11 protein-coding genes are annotated in these 19,355 nt (G+C 45.4%); 3 read left to right on the forward strand and 8 right to left on the reverse strand.

What is annotated here, in order from left to right:
- Positions 1-350: 350 nt before the first annotated feature.
- Positions 351-1,358, reverse strand: coding sequence for a LacI family DNA-binding transcriptional regulator (locus AC0YNT_RS03005; protein WP_475803256.1), 1,008 nt, complete (start codon positions 1,356-1,358; stop codon positions 351-353).
- Between the two features lie 112 nt (positions 1,359-1,470).
- Positions 1,471-2,490, reverse strand: coding sequence for a PocR ligand-binding domain-containing protein (locus tag AC0YNT_RS03010; RefSeq protein ID WP_475803257.1), 1,020 nt, complete (start codon positions 2,488-2,490; stop codon positions 1,471-1,473).
- Between the two features lie 205 nt (positions 2,491-2,695).
- On the opposite strand from AC0YNT_RS03010, the gene AC0YNT_RS03015 reads away from it, so the two are divergent.
- From AC0YNT_RS03015 to AC0YNT_RS03025, 3 genes are all read left to right on the forward strand, one after another.
- A complete protein-coding gene (locus AC0YNT_RS03015; protein WP_475803258.1) occupies positions 2,696-3,829 on the forward strand; it encodes a glycerol dehydrogenase in 1,134 nt (377 codons plus the stop codon).
- Between the two features lie 4 nt (positions 3,830-3,833).
- Entirely contained in the window at positions 3,834-5,597 is a 1,764-nt protein-coding gene (dhaK, locus tag AC0YNT_RS03020) for a dihydroxyacetone kinase subunit DhaK (protein ID WP_475803259.1), read from the forward strand.
- Between the two features lie 185 nt (positions 5,598-5,782).
- Complete coding sequence (locus tag AC0YNT_RS03025) at positions 5,783-5,977, forward strand: hypothetical protein (protein WP_475803260.1); 195 nt, start codon at positions 5,783-5,785, stop codon at positions 5,975-5,977.
- Between the two features lie 121 nt (positions 5,978-6,098).
- On the opposite strand, the gene AC0YNT_RS03030 is transcribed toward AC0YNT_RS03025, so the two are convergent.
- The 6 genes from AC0YNT_RS03030 to AC0YNT_RS03055 all read right to left on the reverse strand — a co-directional run bounded on the left by AC0YNT_RS03030 (position 6,099) and on the right by AC0YNT_RS03055 (position 19,309).
- Complete coding sequence (locus AC0YNT_RS03030; RefSeq protein WP_475803261.1) at positions 6,099-7,703, reverse strand: response regulator transcription factor; 1,605 nt, start codon at positions 7,701-7,703, stop codon at positions 6,099-6,101.
- Positions 7,704-7,720: 17 nt separating this feature from the next.
- Positions 7,721-9,433: a sensor histidine kinase gene (locus AC0YNT_RS03035; RefSeq protein ID WP_475803262.1), complete on the reverse strand. Its 1,713-nt coding sequence runs from the start codon at positions 9,431-9,433 to the stop codon at positions 7,721-7,723.
- Positions 9,430-10,977, reverse strand: coding sequence for an ABC transporter substrate-binding protein (locus tag AC0YNT_RS03040; protein ID WP_475803263.1), 1,548 nt, complete (start codon positions 10,975-10,977; stop codon positions 9,430-9,432). The genes AC0YNT_RS03035 and AC0YNT_RS03040 overlap by 4 nt, the downstream gene beginning before the upstream one ends.
- A gap of 133 nt (positions 10,978-11,110) precedes the next feature.
- Entirely contained in the window at positions 11,111-17,506 is a 6,396-nt protein-coding gene (locus AC0YNT_RS03045; protein WP_475803264.1) for an S-layer homology domain-containing protein, read from the reverse strand.
- 78 nt (positions 17,507-17,584) lie between these two features.
- The gene (locus AC0YNT_RS03050) at positions 17,585-18,415 is read right to left on the reverse strand and encodes a carbohydrate ABC transporter permease (protein ID WP_475803265.1); all 831 of its coding nucleotides are present in this window, start codon (positions 18,413-18,415) and stop codon (positions 17,585-17,587) included.
- 18 nt (positions 18,416-18,433) lie between these two features.
- On the reverse strand, positions 18,434-19,309 hold the full coding sequence (locus AC0YNT_RS03055) for a carbohydrate ABC transporter permease (RefSeq protein WP_475803266.1): 876 nt from the start codon (positions 19,307-19,309) through the stop codon (positions 18,434-18,436).
- Positions 19,310-19,355 lie beyond the last annotated feature (46 nt).

The following is a 19,355-nucleotide window of genomic DNA, read 5'->3' on the forward strand; positions in this document are numbered from 1 at the left end:
AATCACGACAAATATGAAAAAAGAAAAGCAGTTCGCACGCCTAATGCTATGTTGGATTTAATCCAGTAGAATTCCCTTTGCTAGCTTTTCTCGCTCAGCTATGTTGGATTCCATACAGCATAATGAACTCATATTCACCAGTAACTATCCATTTAGCCTGATAATGTTGGATGGAATCCAGCATAGAGACAAAGTCGCAGCACTAACCTTGCGTATACTGGAGAAAATCCAACATGTGCCGAATAATAGATCAATTAACCGATATAATGTTCGAGCCTCCCCGCACCTCCTCAATAAGCAAAAAATACGTGACAGTCCAATTCCTTTGGCCCGCCACGCTTTTTCATATGTTATGTATGCAAATCTCTAACGGTCTGCCGCTCTACAATCTCATGCGGAACGACTTGGCTTGAAACTGTACGACCTGTTTCAATTATCGTGATCAGTTTGCTGACCGCTTCCTGCCCCAGCTCCTGCAAGGGCTGCCCTACCGTCGTCAAGGCCGGATAGATCATTCTAGACAGCCGGATATTATCATATCCGATAAAGGAAATCTCTTCGGGGATTCGAATCCCTTGCTGCATAGCATAATTCATAGCACCAACCGCCATTTCATCACTTGCAGCAAAAACCGCCGTAATCCCTTTATCTTGCTTCAGCAGAGTCTCCATCGCTGTCATTCCACTGTCATAATGGAAATCCCCATACGCGACACGAGAGCTGCGGAATGGAATTCCTTTATCGTATAAGGCATCCCTATACCCTTGTTGTCGTAACACTCCGGCGATCGGATCCTCTTGCGAACCACTGATCAGCCCGATGTCCTTATGGCCCTTCTCGATCAAATAACGGACGGCATCGTATGCAGCCTGCCTGTCATCCACCCTTACGAACGGAATATGGGGATCATCGGTAACCGAAGACACGAGTACAATCGGCACCTTCATCGCATCAAGCAGATTCTTATGCTCATGCTTCAGCACTTCACTTGCAAATACGATGCCGTCAATCTGCTTCTCCCTAAGCACCTGCAAATACTTCATCGTCCGGCATCCGACCACGGCCGTATTGCAGACAAATACGCTGTAGCCCCGCTCCAGCGCATACTCTTCGACTCCCTGCAGTACAGCAGAGGCGAACTCATTCGTAACAGCCGGGAACATAACCCCGATCGTCTGGGTGCGTCTATTATTCAAGTAACGCGCAATCGCGTTTGGATGATAGCCCATATCCTCAATCGTCTTAATTACCTTTTGTTTGGTTTTATCGGAGTATCCTGTTAATCCGTTTAGAACGCGAGAAACGGTCGCAATTGATACATTAGCTTCTCTAGCTACATCTCTGATTGTCGGTATCATAGACCATCCTTCTCATTCCCGTTAGTCGTGTCGCCAGTTTACGTAACCGGTTTCTCAAAGTATATGGGCATGAAAAAGTTATTGCAATCGCGCAGGTATAGTTAATTTTTTACTAAAATTCTCGATTATTTCGATAGATTTTCCGATAGGCAGCAGGAGTAAGGTTCTCGAATTTCCTAAACGTCTTGATAAAATAGCCTGCATCAGCGAAGCCCAGCTCGTCGCTGATCTGATTAACGGCCAGCTCCGTTGTCTCGAGCAGCTCCTTCGCCCAGCCAATCTTTAGATGAGGGACAAACACCGAGAAGTTCTCCCCTGTCTCCTTTGTAAAGATCCGGCTGAAATAACTTGGGCTGACGTGGCATAAGGCGGCCATGTCCTTCAAGTCTGCATTCTCATGCTTATGCCGGAATATATGGTCAAAAGCAGGCTGTAAGAGCGAATTACCAGCCTGATAAACACTAGAAGACTTCTTGATCTTCTTCTCAATTAAGGTATTCGACAGCTCGCTTTGCAGCGCTTGAATATGCGCATAAGAAGAGTCTGGTGCATGTGCCGGATGCTCCAGCGTTATAGAACTACGGTACATCTCAAGCATATCGCTCTTCCGAATCGCTTCCTCTACGATATAGTTGCATAGATGGAACAGCATATCCGCAATCTTCTCAACCTCTTCGAAGGACAAGACTGGCAGCGATTCATATTCCTCGCGCAACGCTTTAAACTTTTTATCTGTCTCCACATTTGGAGATCTCGTTACAATCTGCTCGATTGGCACATCCGGATCTCGAATCTTAACCTGCCCCGCCATGACGGCACCAATATATTGATCATCGACTACAATTGGAATGGCGATATCAAGAATTTGAAAATGGCACTGATATATATAAGGCTTATTCGACCGAACCGCCTCAAGCCCGCCCCGCGCATCACATTTCTGGCAATAGGAAGATAAAGTGGGATCCTTCCTCACCGCAGAGCAGAATGCCTGGCACTGGCTATGCTTTGATACTGGAACACCTTTGTAATCCACAGTAATAATAGCCATCTTCGTAACAAGCGACATCGAGTCCTGAAGCTTATGCCATTTATCTATATCCATAATTTGCTTCAAATCATATCGTGAATTCATAATGTTCGCCCCAAACGTCCAGCCTAATGTGTACAACAATATTATACTCGAAGGCAGACTCAGGACAAAATAGTACAATTCCAGATCGTTTTGCACAAAAAAACACCATCAGATACTGCATGAATTTGCGCTTATCGTACAATGAATCCCCTTTCATCAACGCTTATAATGGCAGTAATCAATTCATTTCAGGAGGTTATCTATAATGAGAAAAGCATTTATTAGTCCAAGTAAATATGTTCAAGGCGAAAACGAACTGCTGAACCTGGGGTACTTTATTCAAACGTACGGTGATTCCGCCCTTCTTATTGCCCATCCAGATGATGTGAAACGTGTAAAGGACAAGCTGGACTTCACTTCAAATAAATTCAATATTACGCTGGTAGAAAGCGGCTTCCGCGGAGAATGCTCCCGTGAAGAGATCGGGCGGCTCAAGGACCTCGCTCGCGAGAAAAACTGTTCATGCACGATTGGTCTTGGCGGAGGAAAAGCGATTGATACGGCGAAATGTGTAGCAGAAGGCGATGCGCTTATTATTGTTCCAACGATTGCCGCTACTGATGCTCCAACAAGCCATTCTGCTGTCATTTATTCGAACGAAGGAGCTTTCGAGGATTACGCTTACTTCAAACAAAGCCCAAGCGTCGTAATGATCGACACTACCGTTATTGCGAATGCTCCAACCCGCTTCCTCGTATCCGGTATGGGTGACGCGTTGTCAACGTATTTCGAAGCGAGAGCAACTTCCCGCTCCTTCTCCAAAGTGAATGCTGGCCTGCCTAACGGCGTACATGCTGGTGCAGCACCAATTGCACGTGGGACAAAAGCAGCCCAAGCGTTAGCAAAGCTATGTTATGAAACTCTGCTTGAAGACGGTATTCAGGCGAAATTAGCTTGCGACAGCAACAAAGTGACGCCTGCTCTCGAGAACATCATCGAAACAAATATTCTTTTGTCCGGTCTCGGATTCGAAAGTGGCGGCCTTGCGGCAGCCCATGCGATTCATAACGGCCTGACTGTACTCGAAGGCACTCACCATTATTTCCATGGCGAGAAGGTTGCGTTCAGCACGATTGCTCAGCTCGTTCTTGAGAATGCACCGAAGGAAGAAGTGAATGAAGTACTTGAGTTCTGCGTGTCTGTTGGACTCCCGGTATGCCTTGCGGACATCGGTGTAGACAGCATGACGGATGAGGAGCTTATTAAGGTAGCTGCACTGGCCTGTATCCCAGAGGAATCGATTCATGCTATGCCATTCCCGATTACGGAGGAAGCTGTAGCCGCTGCGATCATTGTAGCTGACCGGCTCGGCCAGGCTTTCAAACAAGGAAGGAACTAAAAACATGAAAAAAATCATGAATCAACCGGAGACGCTCGTAAGAGAAATGTGCAACGGTTTTGTCATGGCACATCCGGGCTTGGAATTTGTCTCTAAATATAAAGTGATTAAAAAGCAGAACATTAATACTTCTAAAGTGACGTTAATCAGCGGCGGCGGCAGCGGACATGAACCCGCTCATGCCGGGTTTATCGGCAAAGGCATGCTTGATGCTGCGGTATGCGGCGACGTGTTTGCGTCCCCTTCTCAAATTCAGGTGTACCAAGCGATCAAGTCTACAGCAAGCGAACAAGGTACCCTTCTTATTATTAAGAACTACAGCGGCGATATGATGAATTTCAAAAATGCCGCTAACCTTGCTGCGGAAGATGGGATCCGGGTCGACTATGTCAAAGTGGATGACGATATTGCGGTTGAGGACAGCCTGTATACGGTTGGACGCCGCGGTGTTGCCGGAACTGTGCTTGTTCATAAGATTGCAGGTGCAGCAGCGGAAGCAGGCATGACTTTGGAGCAGGTGAAGGCAGCTGCTGAAAATGCGATTGCTAATGTCAGAAGCATTGGATTTGCTTTTACCTCCTGTACGGTTCCTGCCAAGGGCACTCCAACATTCTCGATCGGCGAGGATGAAATGGAGTATGGTGTCGGCATCCATGGTGAGCCGGGTATTCGTAGAGAAAAGCGTATTTCCGCAGACGAACTGGCAAATCGTATGGTGTCTGAACTATTAGCGAATCTGAGCTTGAAAGACAATGCTGCAGAGGAAATTGCCGTACTTGTTAACGGCTTTGGCGGCACTCCGCTTCAAGAGCTCTATCTATTGAATAACGCTGTAATGCGTGAATTGCATGCGAAAGGCATTGCCGTAAATAAAGTGTTTGTCGGCAATTACATGACTAGTATCGATATGGCTGGAGCATCACTCTCCATTATGAAGCTGGACGAGCAGCTGAAGCAGCTTCTGAATGCAGAATGTGATACACCTGCTTTCCTCGTACGCGGCGGAGATACTTCCGAGCCTGTGTCCTATGTGGCGCTAGAAGAGCCGGAACAAGTGGGTAAATCGGTGTCTTACCGTGTGGAGACAAGCGAAGAGTATGCGGTTGTAAAAAACGACAAGTTGTCACTCAACAATATGATTTATCTCATTGATAAGATGAGCGAGATCATTGTTGAGAACGAAGTGCCCTTCTGCGAGCTGGATTCCCATGCCGGCGACGGCGACTTTGGCATGAGTGTAGCTAAAGGCTTCAAGCAGCTGAAAGCAGAATGGATCGATATTCTTGGTGAGTCGCAAGATATCGGCAGCTTCCTGCATGCCTGCTCGCTCATCATTATGGAGCATTGCGGCGGTGCGTCTGGTCCAATCTGGGGCTCGGCTTTCCGTGCAGGCGGCAAATATGCTGAAGGCAAAACAGAGCTTTCGGTCGCAGAGGTTACACAGCTCCTCGACGCTGTTGTGAAGGGTATTCAAGCAACAGGCGAAAGATCGTTTGGCCGCGGAGCTGAAGTAGGCGATAAGACTTTGATCGACGCGCTGATCCCTTATGCAGAAAGCTGGAGGTCGGCTGCTGTAGCTGGAACAGAGCTGAAGGCTGCCGGTATAGCAGCTGCTGAGGCTGCGGTTGAAGGCGCCAAACAAACGGAGACGATCGTTGCCCGAATGGGCCGCGCCGGCACGGTTGGCGAACGCAGCATCGGTTATCCTGATGCCGGCGCTTATGCGCTTGGTGTTATTTTCACAGGATTGTCGGTTGTGTTGAAGTAATAACTGTTAGATTTTAAAACAAAAACAGCAGCAGTCATGGACAAGAACCTAACTGCTGCTGTTTTATTATTATATTAACTAAGGTTAAGTATTTTCCTAAATAAGAAGCGCATAATGAGTTGGGTTTATTGCGAGAATAACAACGAAGTGCAGCATCATATGAGTAAAGGAGAGGCGCTTAGTTAATGTCAAACAAGAAGAACTACTATTCATTCGAAGATCCAGCTGGCACTGCAATTGAATTTCAAGCCACCAGCTTACAGCAGGCCATGGTAATTAAGAAAAACAAGGCCCTAGAACTTGGGATTCCTAAAGAAGCTTTCGAACTAGTGAGCATTGGCAAAAAACCAAACCAAAGCGAAATCGCTGTTTCAGAGTAAAATAGACGGTGAACCCCTACCATTCAAAAACTAACGTCCCAAATGAGCTTAGAGAACATCTGCCTTTGGTAGGTGTTCTCGAATACCATTAAATAATAACCCTCCCCGCCATAAGTCCTCCTCATAGACTGTTCTTAAACTCTTGCGGCGTCATCCCATATTGCGTTTTAAACAGCTTAATGAAATACTGCGGTTTCTGATAGCCGACTTCATGCGCAATTTGGCTGATCCTCAAATCCTTGTGCTTCAATAGTTGAACCGCTTTCTCCATTCGCAGGCGCAGCACATAGTTCGAGAAATTCTCTCCTGTTTCCTGTTTGAATAGGTTAGACACATACACGGGATGCAGATTGACATGATCGGCTACCGTTTGAAGGGTGATATCTATAATATTCTCTTGTATAAATCGGCGAATGCGTTCCATCAAGTCTGATCGAATATTGTCCGAGCGTCTGTCGCTGTAAGCTTTGATTTGGACATAACTGCTGAAGGCCCATTCTTTTAACGGCTCCACACTCCAGCTGGCATCAATTTTCAACATCTTCTCAATATCTCTTCCAAACACATCAAAGATCCGTTTACCTTTCTTGTGCAAATAATAGGAGTAGGCTTGCAGCAAGGTAACATAGATTTCAACTCCGTATTCACGAGCTCCGCTGCCTGCACCTTCAAGCTCATCAAATATCCGGTTCAGCTTAGTCTCAAATGCCGTCCACTGTTCGAAATCAATTAACTCCATAAAAGTATGGGAACGATAAAGCTCCGCAAGCGGCTGGATTTCAAAAATTTCTTTCTCTTGCGTCGCATGAAAAAAGCTTTCCGTCTGATAGCCGATGTAATCGGTATAGATCGATAATGCAGAGTGATACATGGACATGATGTCCTTAGGGAAAGCTCCCCAATTGCTAAGCACAATGGAAACCTTAGACTTTAAATATAATTTGATTTGATGCTGGGAGAGCCTCGCCAAATCTTCTATACTAGCTTTGTCTGCTTGTTCTATTTGATTGGCCTGAACCAGGAAAATCAAATAATCATGCGAATCTTTACAATACATCACATTAAACTTGTTCGTAAAAACTTCTTCCACGATATTAAACATGGCATATTCGATCAACGAGAGACTATAAAGATCCGTATTCGAATAATCCTCCTCTACTCTCATACATAAGAGGATAGCTTCCTTTTCAACAGAAAAGGGAAGACCATATAACTGGATCTTATTCTTCAGATCAGATAGGGGGTAATTTTTTCCTGCTATCAAATCAAACAAGAACATTTCTCTTAATTTGGGCAGACTTTCCCGGAAACGGTAAGCAAATTTTTGCTGATTGAGCAGCTCATTTCCTTCTTCTTTAATCCGATCAATAATACTTCGAAGGGTTTGTTCCAATTCCTCGTTTGATACCGGCTTGAGCAGATAATCGCATACTTGCTGTTGAAGGGCTTCTCTTGCATATTGAAATTCATCATAGCCCGTTATAATAACAGCCTTTGTGTTCTTCCACTTCTCATTTATCCGGGCGATCAATTCGAGTCCGGACATTCCGTTCATATGGATATCCGTCACCACAATATCTACGGAACGGTAATTCAGCAGCTCGAGAGCCTCTTCGCCGGAATAGGCTTTATAGACATTGGAAATCCCCATTTGCTCCCACGGAAGCCCAATCGCCAGACTATCAACCAAATGGGTGTGGTCATCCACAATTAATATTTCGTACACACTCATTCCCCCTTCAATCAAGACACGCTTTCCTTACTGCTCCAGCTTAATTGGACGCAAAGTCCACCTAATTGGGATTGGCTAAGCTGCAAGCCTGAGTCGCTGCCGTACATTAGTCGTAGTCGTTGATGAACATTTTTTAGCCCGGATTCTATTTCTTCGCTGCTCGAATAGATCTTCTTGCGGATAGACTCGATTACTGAATAATCAATTCCAGTGCCCGTATCCTCAACGGCTACATGATTCATCCCATCCTCACTCCAGCACCTGATTTGAATCATTCCGTAACCCTGTTGATTATTGAACGAATGAAGAATTACATTCTCAACAAGCGGCTGCACAATTAATCGCGGCACTTCGAGATCCTCCATCTGCGGATCGATCTCAATATGAAATTCAAAGTCATCTCTAAGCATGCAATGGATTTCCAGATAGAAATGAATCAAGTCCAGCTCTTCTCGGAGCCGCACCATCTTGTTCCCCGTCTTGGTCGTATAGCGATAATACTTGCTCAAATTCATGGTCATCGAAATGGCGGCTTTATTTTCATTGAGCTCAATCATACTTTTGATATAAGCAAGCGTGTTATATAGAAAGTGCGGATTGATCTGCGATTGCAGCTGCTTCAGCGTTGCATCCTTCGACCTAAGCTGTTCTTTGTATACATCGACAATCAGTTCTTCTATTTTTGAAGCCATGGAGTTAAATCGCTCATAAAGAAACCGATACTCCCCTTTAGGCTTGTCTGTCATTCTGACGGAATAAATCCCTTTTTCGATCAAATTCATGTTCCGAATCATCTTACGGAATGGAATCTGTATATTACGATACATAACAAAAGCAAGATAAGCCCCCATAAACAGAAGCATACCGCTTATCACATAAAACATGGTCTGGTTCCGACTAATAGGCGCCATGATATGGCTGATGGGTACGTAATCAACAAGGTACCAATCTAATGATTCCAGCTTTTGATAATGAACCTGAAACTTCGTCTTATCGGATTTCAGTAACAGGTATCCACTTTCTTTCGAGGGATCGATCTCTTTAAGCCGGGGTAAAAATTCGTCAATTTGCTTCACATTAACCGAATAATTATAAATAGGTTCTGCACCTGGATGGTACAGGAACGGATCTCCCGAACCATTTGCTTTAAATTCAGATAAGGCGCTTCGCAGTGCTGCTATACCAAATTTAAGCACGACTCTCATATGTGCCTCACCAAACTCCGCTGAGTTCTCAGGATAGGACAATATCTCCATGAAATAATCCTCATTAGCATCGGAGTAGTATTGCCAAAAAGTATCTTTTGCGGGAAGCTCTTTGGGGAGCGCATTCAAGCTGGAGTTGCTTTTGATGACGATTTGGGTCTTCGGATAAACAACAGCGATCACGGCTTTCCAATCCCCATAACCGGCAAGCCGATTAATTTCTTCAGATACAGTTCGATTAATTCTATATTTACCTAAGACATCGTCCAGCAAATCAGGATAAGCCAAATTTCGTACATCCGTACTTTCGTACAGCATTTTCTTATAGGTATCCAGCCGAAAAAACAACTGATCCAATTGATTGGCGAACGTTTCAATCTGATATCGCTTTACCTTAATAATTTCGTCCGTTAATACATCCGTACTTGTGCGATTCGACACAGCAAATAGAAGTAGGATTGGGATAAGTAAAATTAACAAAGTAGCTATCAATTTGGTGAATATATTGAATCTGCTCATGATGGATTATCCTCTCCACTTCGGGCCTGGAGCTTAAATTCAGAGAATTGCTTTTTCAATTCAGCAAAAACAATGTCAAAGCCCGCTTTCTTAAGGGCTGCGAGGGCATCTTCATAATATTGATCGTAACTGGCCAGTCCAAAATTGATCGGCTCGAATTTCTCTTTATAGACCGCCATGACTTGCGCGATTTCATTCTTAACGGGGGCCTCGTTGAAATGAAAACCAAAAAGTTTCGATATGCGAGAGTTCTTGTCATTTTTCAGCATATCATCGATAATGTCGTCCTCTACACTAGCGGGCGCGATAAAATAGTCCTTGTTCCGCCACATCCATTCGTACATCAGCTGATCATTGGTCAATTGCTTAATTTTACCGTTTTCCAGTTCATAATCCTTGCCTTCTACCCCATAAATAATAAAATTGTAATTTTCTTTGCTATGCAAAATCCAATTCATAAACATCATCGCGCGTTCAGGATTTTTTGATGCGGAGGTAATCATAAAGGCTTCATTGCTTGGGGTCGTAATATACTTGGGTTTCGCCGTTGCAAGATAATACTCACGGAGTCTTGCATTTGGATCGGCATTCCGTGCTGTTTGCAGATTTTCCATAGCTCTAGAGACCGCACCTACACGGAAAAGAAGCTTACCGGCATTCTCCTGGTCGATCTTCGCTGCTGGATTACCTACTAGATTCTTATCAATAATCCCCTTATTCACCCATGACTCACGTAATTGAGCTACTTTTTTGAATAAATCAGATTCCACGTAGCTTAACATCTCTCCAGAATCTTCATCCACCATAAATAACATTCGCTCATCCAACGAAGAATAGTTGCGATCTGTTAATTCACGCCACAACATTTCATGCCCACGATCGGTTTCCAAATAACCGTAATAACTTGGATCTATCGCATGCATGCTTTGGTAAAATTGTTCTAAATCTGAGATCGTCTTAATATCTGTCATGCCAACCTTCTCCAGCAAATCCTGGCGGACCATGACAGAAGAGAATTTCCCGGCGGACGTAAAGGCTTGAGATGGTATCGCCCAAAGCTTCCCGTCAATCCGGTTCTGCTTGAAGTTTTCATCGGGGATATGTTGAATCAGATCCTGACCATATTGGTCAAGAAGCTCATCTAACGGTTGAATATAACCTTTCGTGGAGTAGACAGAGACAAATGGTGCACCGTACCAGAACAAATCGTAATCTTCTCCCGTTGATAAGGCGAGCTCCAGCTTTTGCTGGTAATTCGACCATGGGATATACGTCAATTCAAGATTCATATTCAAATCTTTCTTCAATCGCTCGTTTAATTCATTCTGGGCGAAGTCACCCATACGCGCCGACTGGTCGCCAGGCATAATCACTTTTAGCGTCACAAATGATTCTGGCGCGTCCTCCACTTCGTTATTCGCTAGATCAGTATTATGGGATCCTTGCGAAAGTGATTGGCCTGGGCTATTAGAATGGTTGAATAAGATGTACATAAGAAATAAGAAAAGTATCGCAACACTACCAATTACAGCAGCAGGCTTCATCTTATAATGCTTCCCCTTCAACATAGAGTCTCAATGCTAGTCTACACTAATTCTATTAAGGTGAATACGCTTACCATCATAGAACAGGAGCACATGATTACTAACGTCATGTGCTCCTTATTCACTTCAAAAATTAGTTTATAAATTGTACGAACTGCAAGAACCGTTTGATCATAACAGCGGCTTCCGCTCGGCTTGCAAACGCAGCAGGATCGATTGTCGTGTCTGATTTCCCTTTCATAATTTGAGAAGTGAGTAATTCAGCAATTGCAGGTTTAGCCCATGCACTAATGGAACCTTTATCCGTATATTTCTCAAGAGCATTTTCATTTACTTCGACGGTTTTGTTCACATAGCTCAGCGCTCTAACTAGCATAACAGCCATTTGTTCACGGGTGACTTGTTCATTTGGTTTGAATGAACCATCCGTATAGCCGTTAACGATTCCCGCATCAACCGCTGTTGCAATCACATCTGCGAACCAGTCACCTTTGGCTACGTCACTAAAAGTGGCTGCCTTATTCGAAACACTGAGTCCAAGGGAACGAACAAGTATAGCCGTGAACTCTGCACGAGTAATTGATTTGTCCGGTGAGAAGCGATTAGGTGCTTCACCGTTTATAATCCGCTTGGCAGCCAACAGTTCGATATCTGATTGAGCCCAATGGCCATCAAGGTCAGCGAACGTTTTGCCATCCGAGCTAGACACCACCGCATAAATGCTATTCCCATTTCGTTTGATGACAACTTCGGTATGTCCCCCATTATCTTGAAGGACCGATGGAACAAACGTAAATGTCCCTGTAGCCGGGTTGAATAGAAGTGCAGTCGTGTTCGCTTGATCATTGCTTCCCGGCACAATAACTATTCTCTCGAGGTAGGTGCTGCCAAAGCTAGTTATCTCGATTGACTGTCCTTTTGCTTGAGCAAAGATTTTGTAATCCAGAGCAGGCGTAAGCAAGTTCAGCCCTTCTTTACCAGCCTGTTCAGTCAATAGATCCGCCGTCTTGCCTGCAACTTTGTCGATGACAATACTTATCGTCATATCTCCAGTGCTCACGCCTAGCTTTTGTGCTAAAGCTGTGAGGCCTAACGATTGGACAGGAACCTTGTAGCTGCCAAAATCCGTCTGTACTAGGATTGATGCGTCTAACCCTGCATCTACAAGCGCTGATGACGGAATGTTGACCTTCACGCTTCCACCATTGTTTTTCAATTCGATAATCACCGAATTTGATTTAACACTAGTTGGTTTGTTATGAAGAGCTTGGAACGCATCCAGAAGCTTCTTCGAATCAATAGTTGCTTCAATTACGCCATTTGTTGATGGAATAATGGTTACCGCATTTTGTCCCAGCTTGATTCCGTTCTCCGTAAACACTGGAGCTGGCTCAGAAGATGTGCCGCCAGTGGATGGGTTCGAAGTTGAACCAGACGCAACCGTCACCTGGAATTGCTGTTCCAGATTACCGTCAGAAGACTTAGCCGTAATCACGGTGCTGCCAACGCCAACAGCCTTGACCAAGCCAGTAGCAGATACATAGGCGACCTTCGTGTTTGTCGAAGACCACACTACTCCTTTATTGCTAGCTTCTGCAGGTGCTACTGTCACACTAATTTGGGCACTGGAGTCCGGGGCCAATTGGATCTGGTTCGATGTATTCGCCGTTAAACCCGTAACCCTTATTGGTGCCGCGGCAGCACTATTCGATACGTCTACACGACCCAGATTCAGCCATCCATCACTATTCTGCTCCGCATTAGCGAAACGGAATTTCTTCGCGTCTGCATTGATCTGCTCTAATGGATTCACGTAACGCATCAATATTTGATAACTTCCATTACTTAATTCCGGATTGCTAGTGGATTCAAACAGCTTGTTGTTATCGAATCCATTCGTATTAGGAAGAACATCCTTCAGATCCCAGCCTGGTTCCCACACTTTCACAATTCCATCTTCTGATTGGGCAGCAAGCTCTACCTTCCAGTTGTAGTAGAACGGCGCTACTCCTTTGTTCTCAAGTTCTACTCCGACCTTCAAGCTTCCATCCGATGCGTCCAGATAAGTTGCGGGCACATAATATTCATAGCCCATGCTGCGTGATCCTTCTGTAGCTCTTGCTAGTGCCGCAGACTCCAGCGGAGTTTGGAATATTCCTTGCGCAATTAACCAGGATGCATGGGTCAAGTTTAGACTTGTGTAGTAGTCTTCACCTTGGGCACCTTCGATAGGCGTCGATGGTTCGTTGTACACTGGCGGATCATTGTCCCACATCTTCACTTGGATTTCCGGTCTCATCTCTCCGCCCATGCTGTTTGTTTTCCAGAAATCCGTTACCCCTGCGTCGTTAACTCTTCCCCAGAAGTGCCAGCCTTGCCCTCCAAGACTTGGCGGGAGTGTCTGGAACGCAAAGGAATCATCATGGTAGCCAACATCGAAATCTTTGGTTTTGAGTGTACTGTTATCCATCGGATATCTTAATACGAGCTGCGTTTCGTTAAAGGCGTCATCCATATCGGTAAGAACCCGCTTCAGATTGACATCAGTTGGCATTAAGTTTGGTGATTTGATATTCCCATCATAAGGGTACGTATGCCATTCACCCCAGAAGCCGATCAATCCGATCATCAAAGATCCGATACGAGGATCGCCGTCATAACGTGCTCCAAGCGCCCCAATGAAATTGTCCAAAGCTTCCATCAAATGTTCATCATTATAATCAGGCGCTAGACTCGTGGCGTCCTTACCATTGTTGTATTCCGAATAGGCATACGTCTCCAGCCCTTCATCTAACAGGAATTGCGGTATACCCGAAGGCTTATTCGGATAGTCCAGATAGACCCTAAATACGGCATGATTACCTCTGGACGCTACTGCATCAAGCCGTTTGTCCAGCTCCGTCCAATTAAAATCATTCAGGTTGTTCATCAGCTTATTAAGCGGCAAATAGAAGAACTCCATGCTGTAAGGCAGCTGTGTTGGCTGGTCTCTCCAATCATCGCCCTCCGTGAAATAAGATTCCTCCGCTGCATCATAGAAAGGAAGGAAGCCCTTGAGCGGATTGTCTACAGGTGCACTTTGATACGTAAGCGCATCTGTTCCTGCAGATGTTGCCCAAGCTGGCGGAGCCGGATGGTCAACAGGCTCTGTCGTTGAGCCTCCTCCTGATCCGCTGGTTCTGCCGGCTAACGCATAGAGGCTAATCTGGTCAATGCTGAGAACATTGTCAGATTGATTTTTTGGACCAAAGCCGAATTGAATTTGAAGAACCTTGCTCGCGTCAAACGCAGCGTCGCAAGCGTCGCAGCCTTGCCATGACGATTGGACGAATGCGCTCCAAGGAATTCGAACCATTCCTTTGTAACCTGCAGCGATGGATAGGGAGCCTCCACCAAGAGTGGTTGATTTCCATCCTTCGGCAGCTTGATAGAACTGTACGGTTCCTCCTTGTTTTAAGGAAAATTCGCCTTTAGGAGCATCTGTAACCAGCGAGATATTCAGGTCCATAGCTTTGCTGCTTGGCGACGTATTGTTGACCCAGAATGTGAGTCCGTCAAATGCAGACCAATCTGAATCCGTCCCATTAAATGCCACGCGTTTAATGTTTACCCAATCGGATGTCGTTTTGCCCGGAGGAGGAGAAACAGAAAACTTCATCGCTTGACTGCCATTCGAGACATTCACATGGTCAATCGCACGAAGGGTAGACGGCTCTCCGGATTCCCAGTCTATCTTCCAGATATTTTGCAACGCTGCATCATCTGTATAAGATTCGAAATCATCCAATATTTTATCTGCCCGGTAGAGCATGATGTCATCGATGGTGATGACGTTATGACTATAACCCGCTGGCGGGTATCCGAACTGAAGTCCGGTTACTTCGCTTGGATCAAGCGCGGCTGCGCAGTCTGCCTGAACACCGTCGCACTGCCATGCGGATTGAACGAATTGATCCCAAGCAATCTTCACGACACCTTTGAATCCTGCAGGAACATTAAGCGAGCTTCCATTAAATGCTGCTGGGTGCCAGCTTCCATCAGGTGAGATCGTTAAGGCATGCCCGCCTTCCTTCAAGCCAAACTCGCCTTTCGCAACAGGCGTTTGAAGCGCTACATTTAAGCTGAAATCCTTATTATCGTTGGTTGTATTGTCCACCCAGAAGCTTAGCCCGTCATACTTGGACCACTCTCTCTTGTCTGAAGGGATGGAATGAATGATATTCGACCACTCCGAATCAGCGATTGCGGTCGAAAGCTTTAAGCCCTTGCTTCCGCTCGACTCTCCAAGTGCTCTTGTAACAGAGCCCGGTTTGTCGGACCATGCTTCCGTCCATGCTTGCCCAAGAGCAGCGTTATCTGCATAGGATTCGAAATCGTCTATGAGCCCCGGTTTGTCAGAACCAGAACCTGGACCAGGATCGGTGCCTGGATCGGTGCCTGGATCCGTACCTGGATCGGTATCCGATTCGTACTTATCGGTAAAGTAGATTTCATCCACGTAGATTGTCCCTGTAGTATCCCAAGCAGCTTGTGAGATCGCAATGCTCCAGATCGTTTGCGATAGATTCACTCCTTGAGCAGGCAAGTCGATAACAAGGTCCTTATAGCTTGTTGTTATCGTATCGCCGCTGAATTGACCAAGTGTTTTCGTCACGCCGCCAATACTGACATTAACCTGATTCTCTTCGCCTCCAGCGGCCCCTTTCACACGGATGACCAGCTTACTTGTATCTGTAAGATTTCGTCCGATATTGGTCTCCATGCGTGACATATTCTGATATTGCAGCGTTAATGCGCCATTCTCAACAACACCAGCGCCATTCCCATTGGCAAAATGGCTAGATCCGGTCCATTGGTTCAGATCATTTGCAGTCTCTCCAGACCAGGCTGGCGTACCGTCATAATCATCTACGAGTAAGCGCTTTGGCGGCGCCGGCGGTGAAGTTGGAGGCTCCGAACAAGGTGAAGTGCAATCCCCTACTCGTACTGGCCCCAAATTCAGCCAACCTGCACTGTCTTGATTCGTATTCGCAAATCCTACCTTTTTCGCCTTATTGCTAATATCCTCTAATGGATTAACGACCTTCATCACTAAATAGTAGTAACCGTCATTTAAGTCTGGTTCAGCAATTATCGTATCAAAATAATAGGGCTCGCCAAATGAGACATATTTCGGATCGCCAGATACATTCCATTCGGGATACGTTCTGATCTCCGAAGGCATAACCTTTGTCATATCCCATGCTGTATCCCACTGTTTAACAAGCTTACCCGATGCACTCTTAACTCCCAGCTCTACTTTCCAAGGATAAGAGAACGGTGCAACACCATTATTCTGAATGGTTACGCCAACCTTAAGCGGGTCACCTTGAGCAACATCATTATAGTAGGAGCTCTTCACATTCAAGTCATAGCCCATCTTTCTCACGCCCGCGGCAACGGCTGCATTGTTAGTATCATAGTTGCTGATACCACCTTGGTTGATCATCCACGTCGCATGAGTAAGTTCAATATCATCCATAGCATCATCCACATTAGAGCCGCCAGCAAAGAAATTGCTCTGAATTTCTGGCCGCACTTCACCGCCAACCGATTCCGTTATCCATTTGTTCTCCGAACCAAATTCCAGCATCTTGGTTAAGAACGAATAATAGGCTCCGCCCATACTCTCAGGCTGCGTTACGCTTTGCAGCGGATCACCTTCCTTATATCCGAAGGAGTCGTCGTGATAGCCCATATTGTATTCCGATGCGCCAGGCAGGCCAGGATATCGGACCTCTAACTTCGTTTGATCGAAAGCCGTATCATATGCGGTGAAAAGTTCTTCGATTGTATCTGCACTTGGCATGTAGTTCGGCAGCCCGTCTGCATCATCCTCATCATAAGGGTAAGTATGCCACTCCCCCCATAAACCAACGAGGCCCATATGAATAAATCCAATACGCGGGTCACCATCATACTTTGCGCCAAAAGCTTTAATAAAGTTCGTCAAATACGTTACCATTAACGGATCGTCATAATCAGGTTCGTCCTGGTTAAAGGTGTCATTATGACGCATGGCAACACCGCTGTCGTGAATAAACGCCGGTATAGCATCCTCTTTACCCGGATACTCCAAATAGACTCTAATCGCTGCCTGATTCCCTCTTGCCGCAATGGCATTTAGCGCTGGCTCAAGCCCTGCATCAAAGGTATAGGAATCCGGGCCATTCATTACCGCCTTCAGCGGAATATAATACCATTCCAAGCTGTGGGGGAATGAGGTCTCCGTTTCCCACGGATAGAACGGGGCAAAGCCTTTTAACGGATTGTCCAGCGGGCTCGGGGCATAGGTCAGGTCATGCTTGGTTAGAGCACTATCCACCGCAGGGCTCGGATAGGGATTCGTTGGTACACTCGCCAGAGCCGGGGCTGGGTCCGCACTTACTCTGCTTGAACTATTCCCAAAGAACGTGCTCAATAGCAAGCTTACAATGAGCATCACTTTTAATGATGATTTCCTAAGTTCTTGCACGGATAATCGTTTCATCAAAATTCTCCTTTCAAATTTGAAAGCGCTGTCAATGCGCAGCAAGTTAATCCGGACTCACAGAAGTCCGGATACCTATTAACCTTTTGTCGCACTGAAGGCAATCCCTTCAATAAATTGCTTTTGGAATATAAAGAAGAGAATAATCATCGGAACTACCGCCATAAAGGCACCTGCCATTAACACCGGGTAATCTGTTCCAAACATAGACACCAACGTCGCTATGCCTGATGATAAGGTCATCTTCTCTGGAGAGCTGTTAATAATAAGCGGCCATTGCAGTTCATTCCAAGCCCACTGCAGTTGAATAATAACGATAGCTACCAAAGCCGACCTAACTAAAGGAAGCATGATATGCCAATAAATTTGGAACGGATTGCAGCCATCCAGAACGGAGGCTTCTTCCAACTCCTTCGATATGCCCATGAAAAATTGCCTTAGCAGAAAAGTAGCAAAAGGGCTGATCAATGAACAAATCCAAAGAGCAGTAACGGTATTGACGAGTCCTAAGTCACTCATCATCATGTATTGCGGCGTATAGAAAACAGGATTCGGCACCATCATGACCGAGAGAAGCAAAACAAAAAGAAAGGAACTTCCTGGAAACTTTATTCGAGCGAAGGCATACGCCGCCATTGAACTAAAAATAACCGGAAACACGGTCTTCATTACCGCTGAAATAATCGTATTGAGGTAATAATGCGGAAACTCCGATTGCTTGATTGCCTCAATATATCCTCTAAGGCTAGGAGCATCCGGAAAATAACGGATCGGAATTTGCGTAGCCTCCGTCGTTGTCTTCAGCGAAGTCAGTACCATCCATACAAATGGAACAAGCATAGCGATGGCGCTGATAATAAGAATGATATGAACAACCAGATTGATCTTCCTAGGCGATAAGCTGTGCATAGTTAGGTCTCCCCTCCCTTAGTCGTAGTAGACCCATTTTTTCTGGAATGCAAATTGAATGCCTGTCAGCGCAAGGTTAATCATCAGTAATACGTTGATAATGGAAGCGCCATAATTGCGATCATTATAAATGAAGCTGTTTTGGTAATAGGCATATACAAGCGAGCGAACCGACGGAAGCGCAACATTCGTCTTTCCGATAATCAGATAGATAGAGTCGAAGATTTGCGTCGCTCCAATTAATAGAATAATACTTGTGAAAAACAAGGTTGGCGTTAACATGGGAATCGTAATAAAGCGAAACTTGTTAAATCGCTTGGCGCCGTCAATATCTGCCGCTTCATAAAGGGATTTCGGTATTCCTTGCAAGCCTGCGAGAACGAGCAGCATATTCATGCCGATGGCCCCCCACACGCCAACGATAACGAGCACGATCATGGCATAATTGCCATTAGACAGCCATGCAACATGCGTCCCCAATAAATGGTTGATAAGTCCGAAGTCCTTAGCGAACAAGACTACCCATACCATCGCTGCCGCGGCAGGCATGGTCACTTGAGGCAAGAAAAAAATAACACGATAAAGGGAAACCCCTTTGACCTTCGTATTTAGCAGAACAGCAAACAAGGTAGAGAGCACGAGTGTAACGGGCACAAACATAGCCACATAAAGCAGGGTGTTACGTAAATTCTGCCAAAACTCTTTGTCATGAACTAACTTGACATAGTTATCAAATCCAACCCAATGGTTAACGGTTCCGAAATTTGAAGAATGCTGGAATCCCAGCAAAATCGATTGAACAACCGGCCAACCCCAGAAAACCAATGTGCCTATGAGAGTTGGCGCAATCATGAAATAGGCCCACACATATTTGCTTCTGGAATTCAAATTCACCACTCCCTATTCATTCGAGACGTTCCTAATCGCTAGGAACGTCTCC

This window comes from Paenibacillus sp. J22R56, assembly GCF_056269375.1.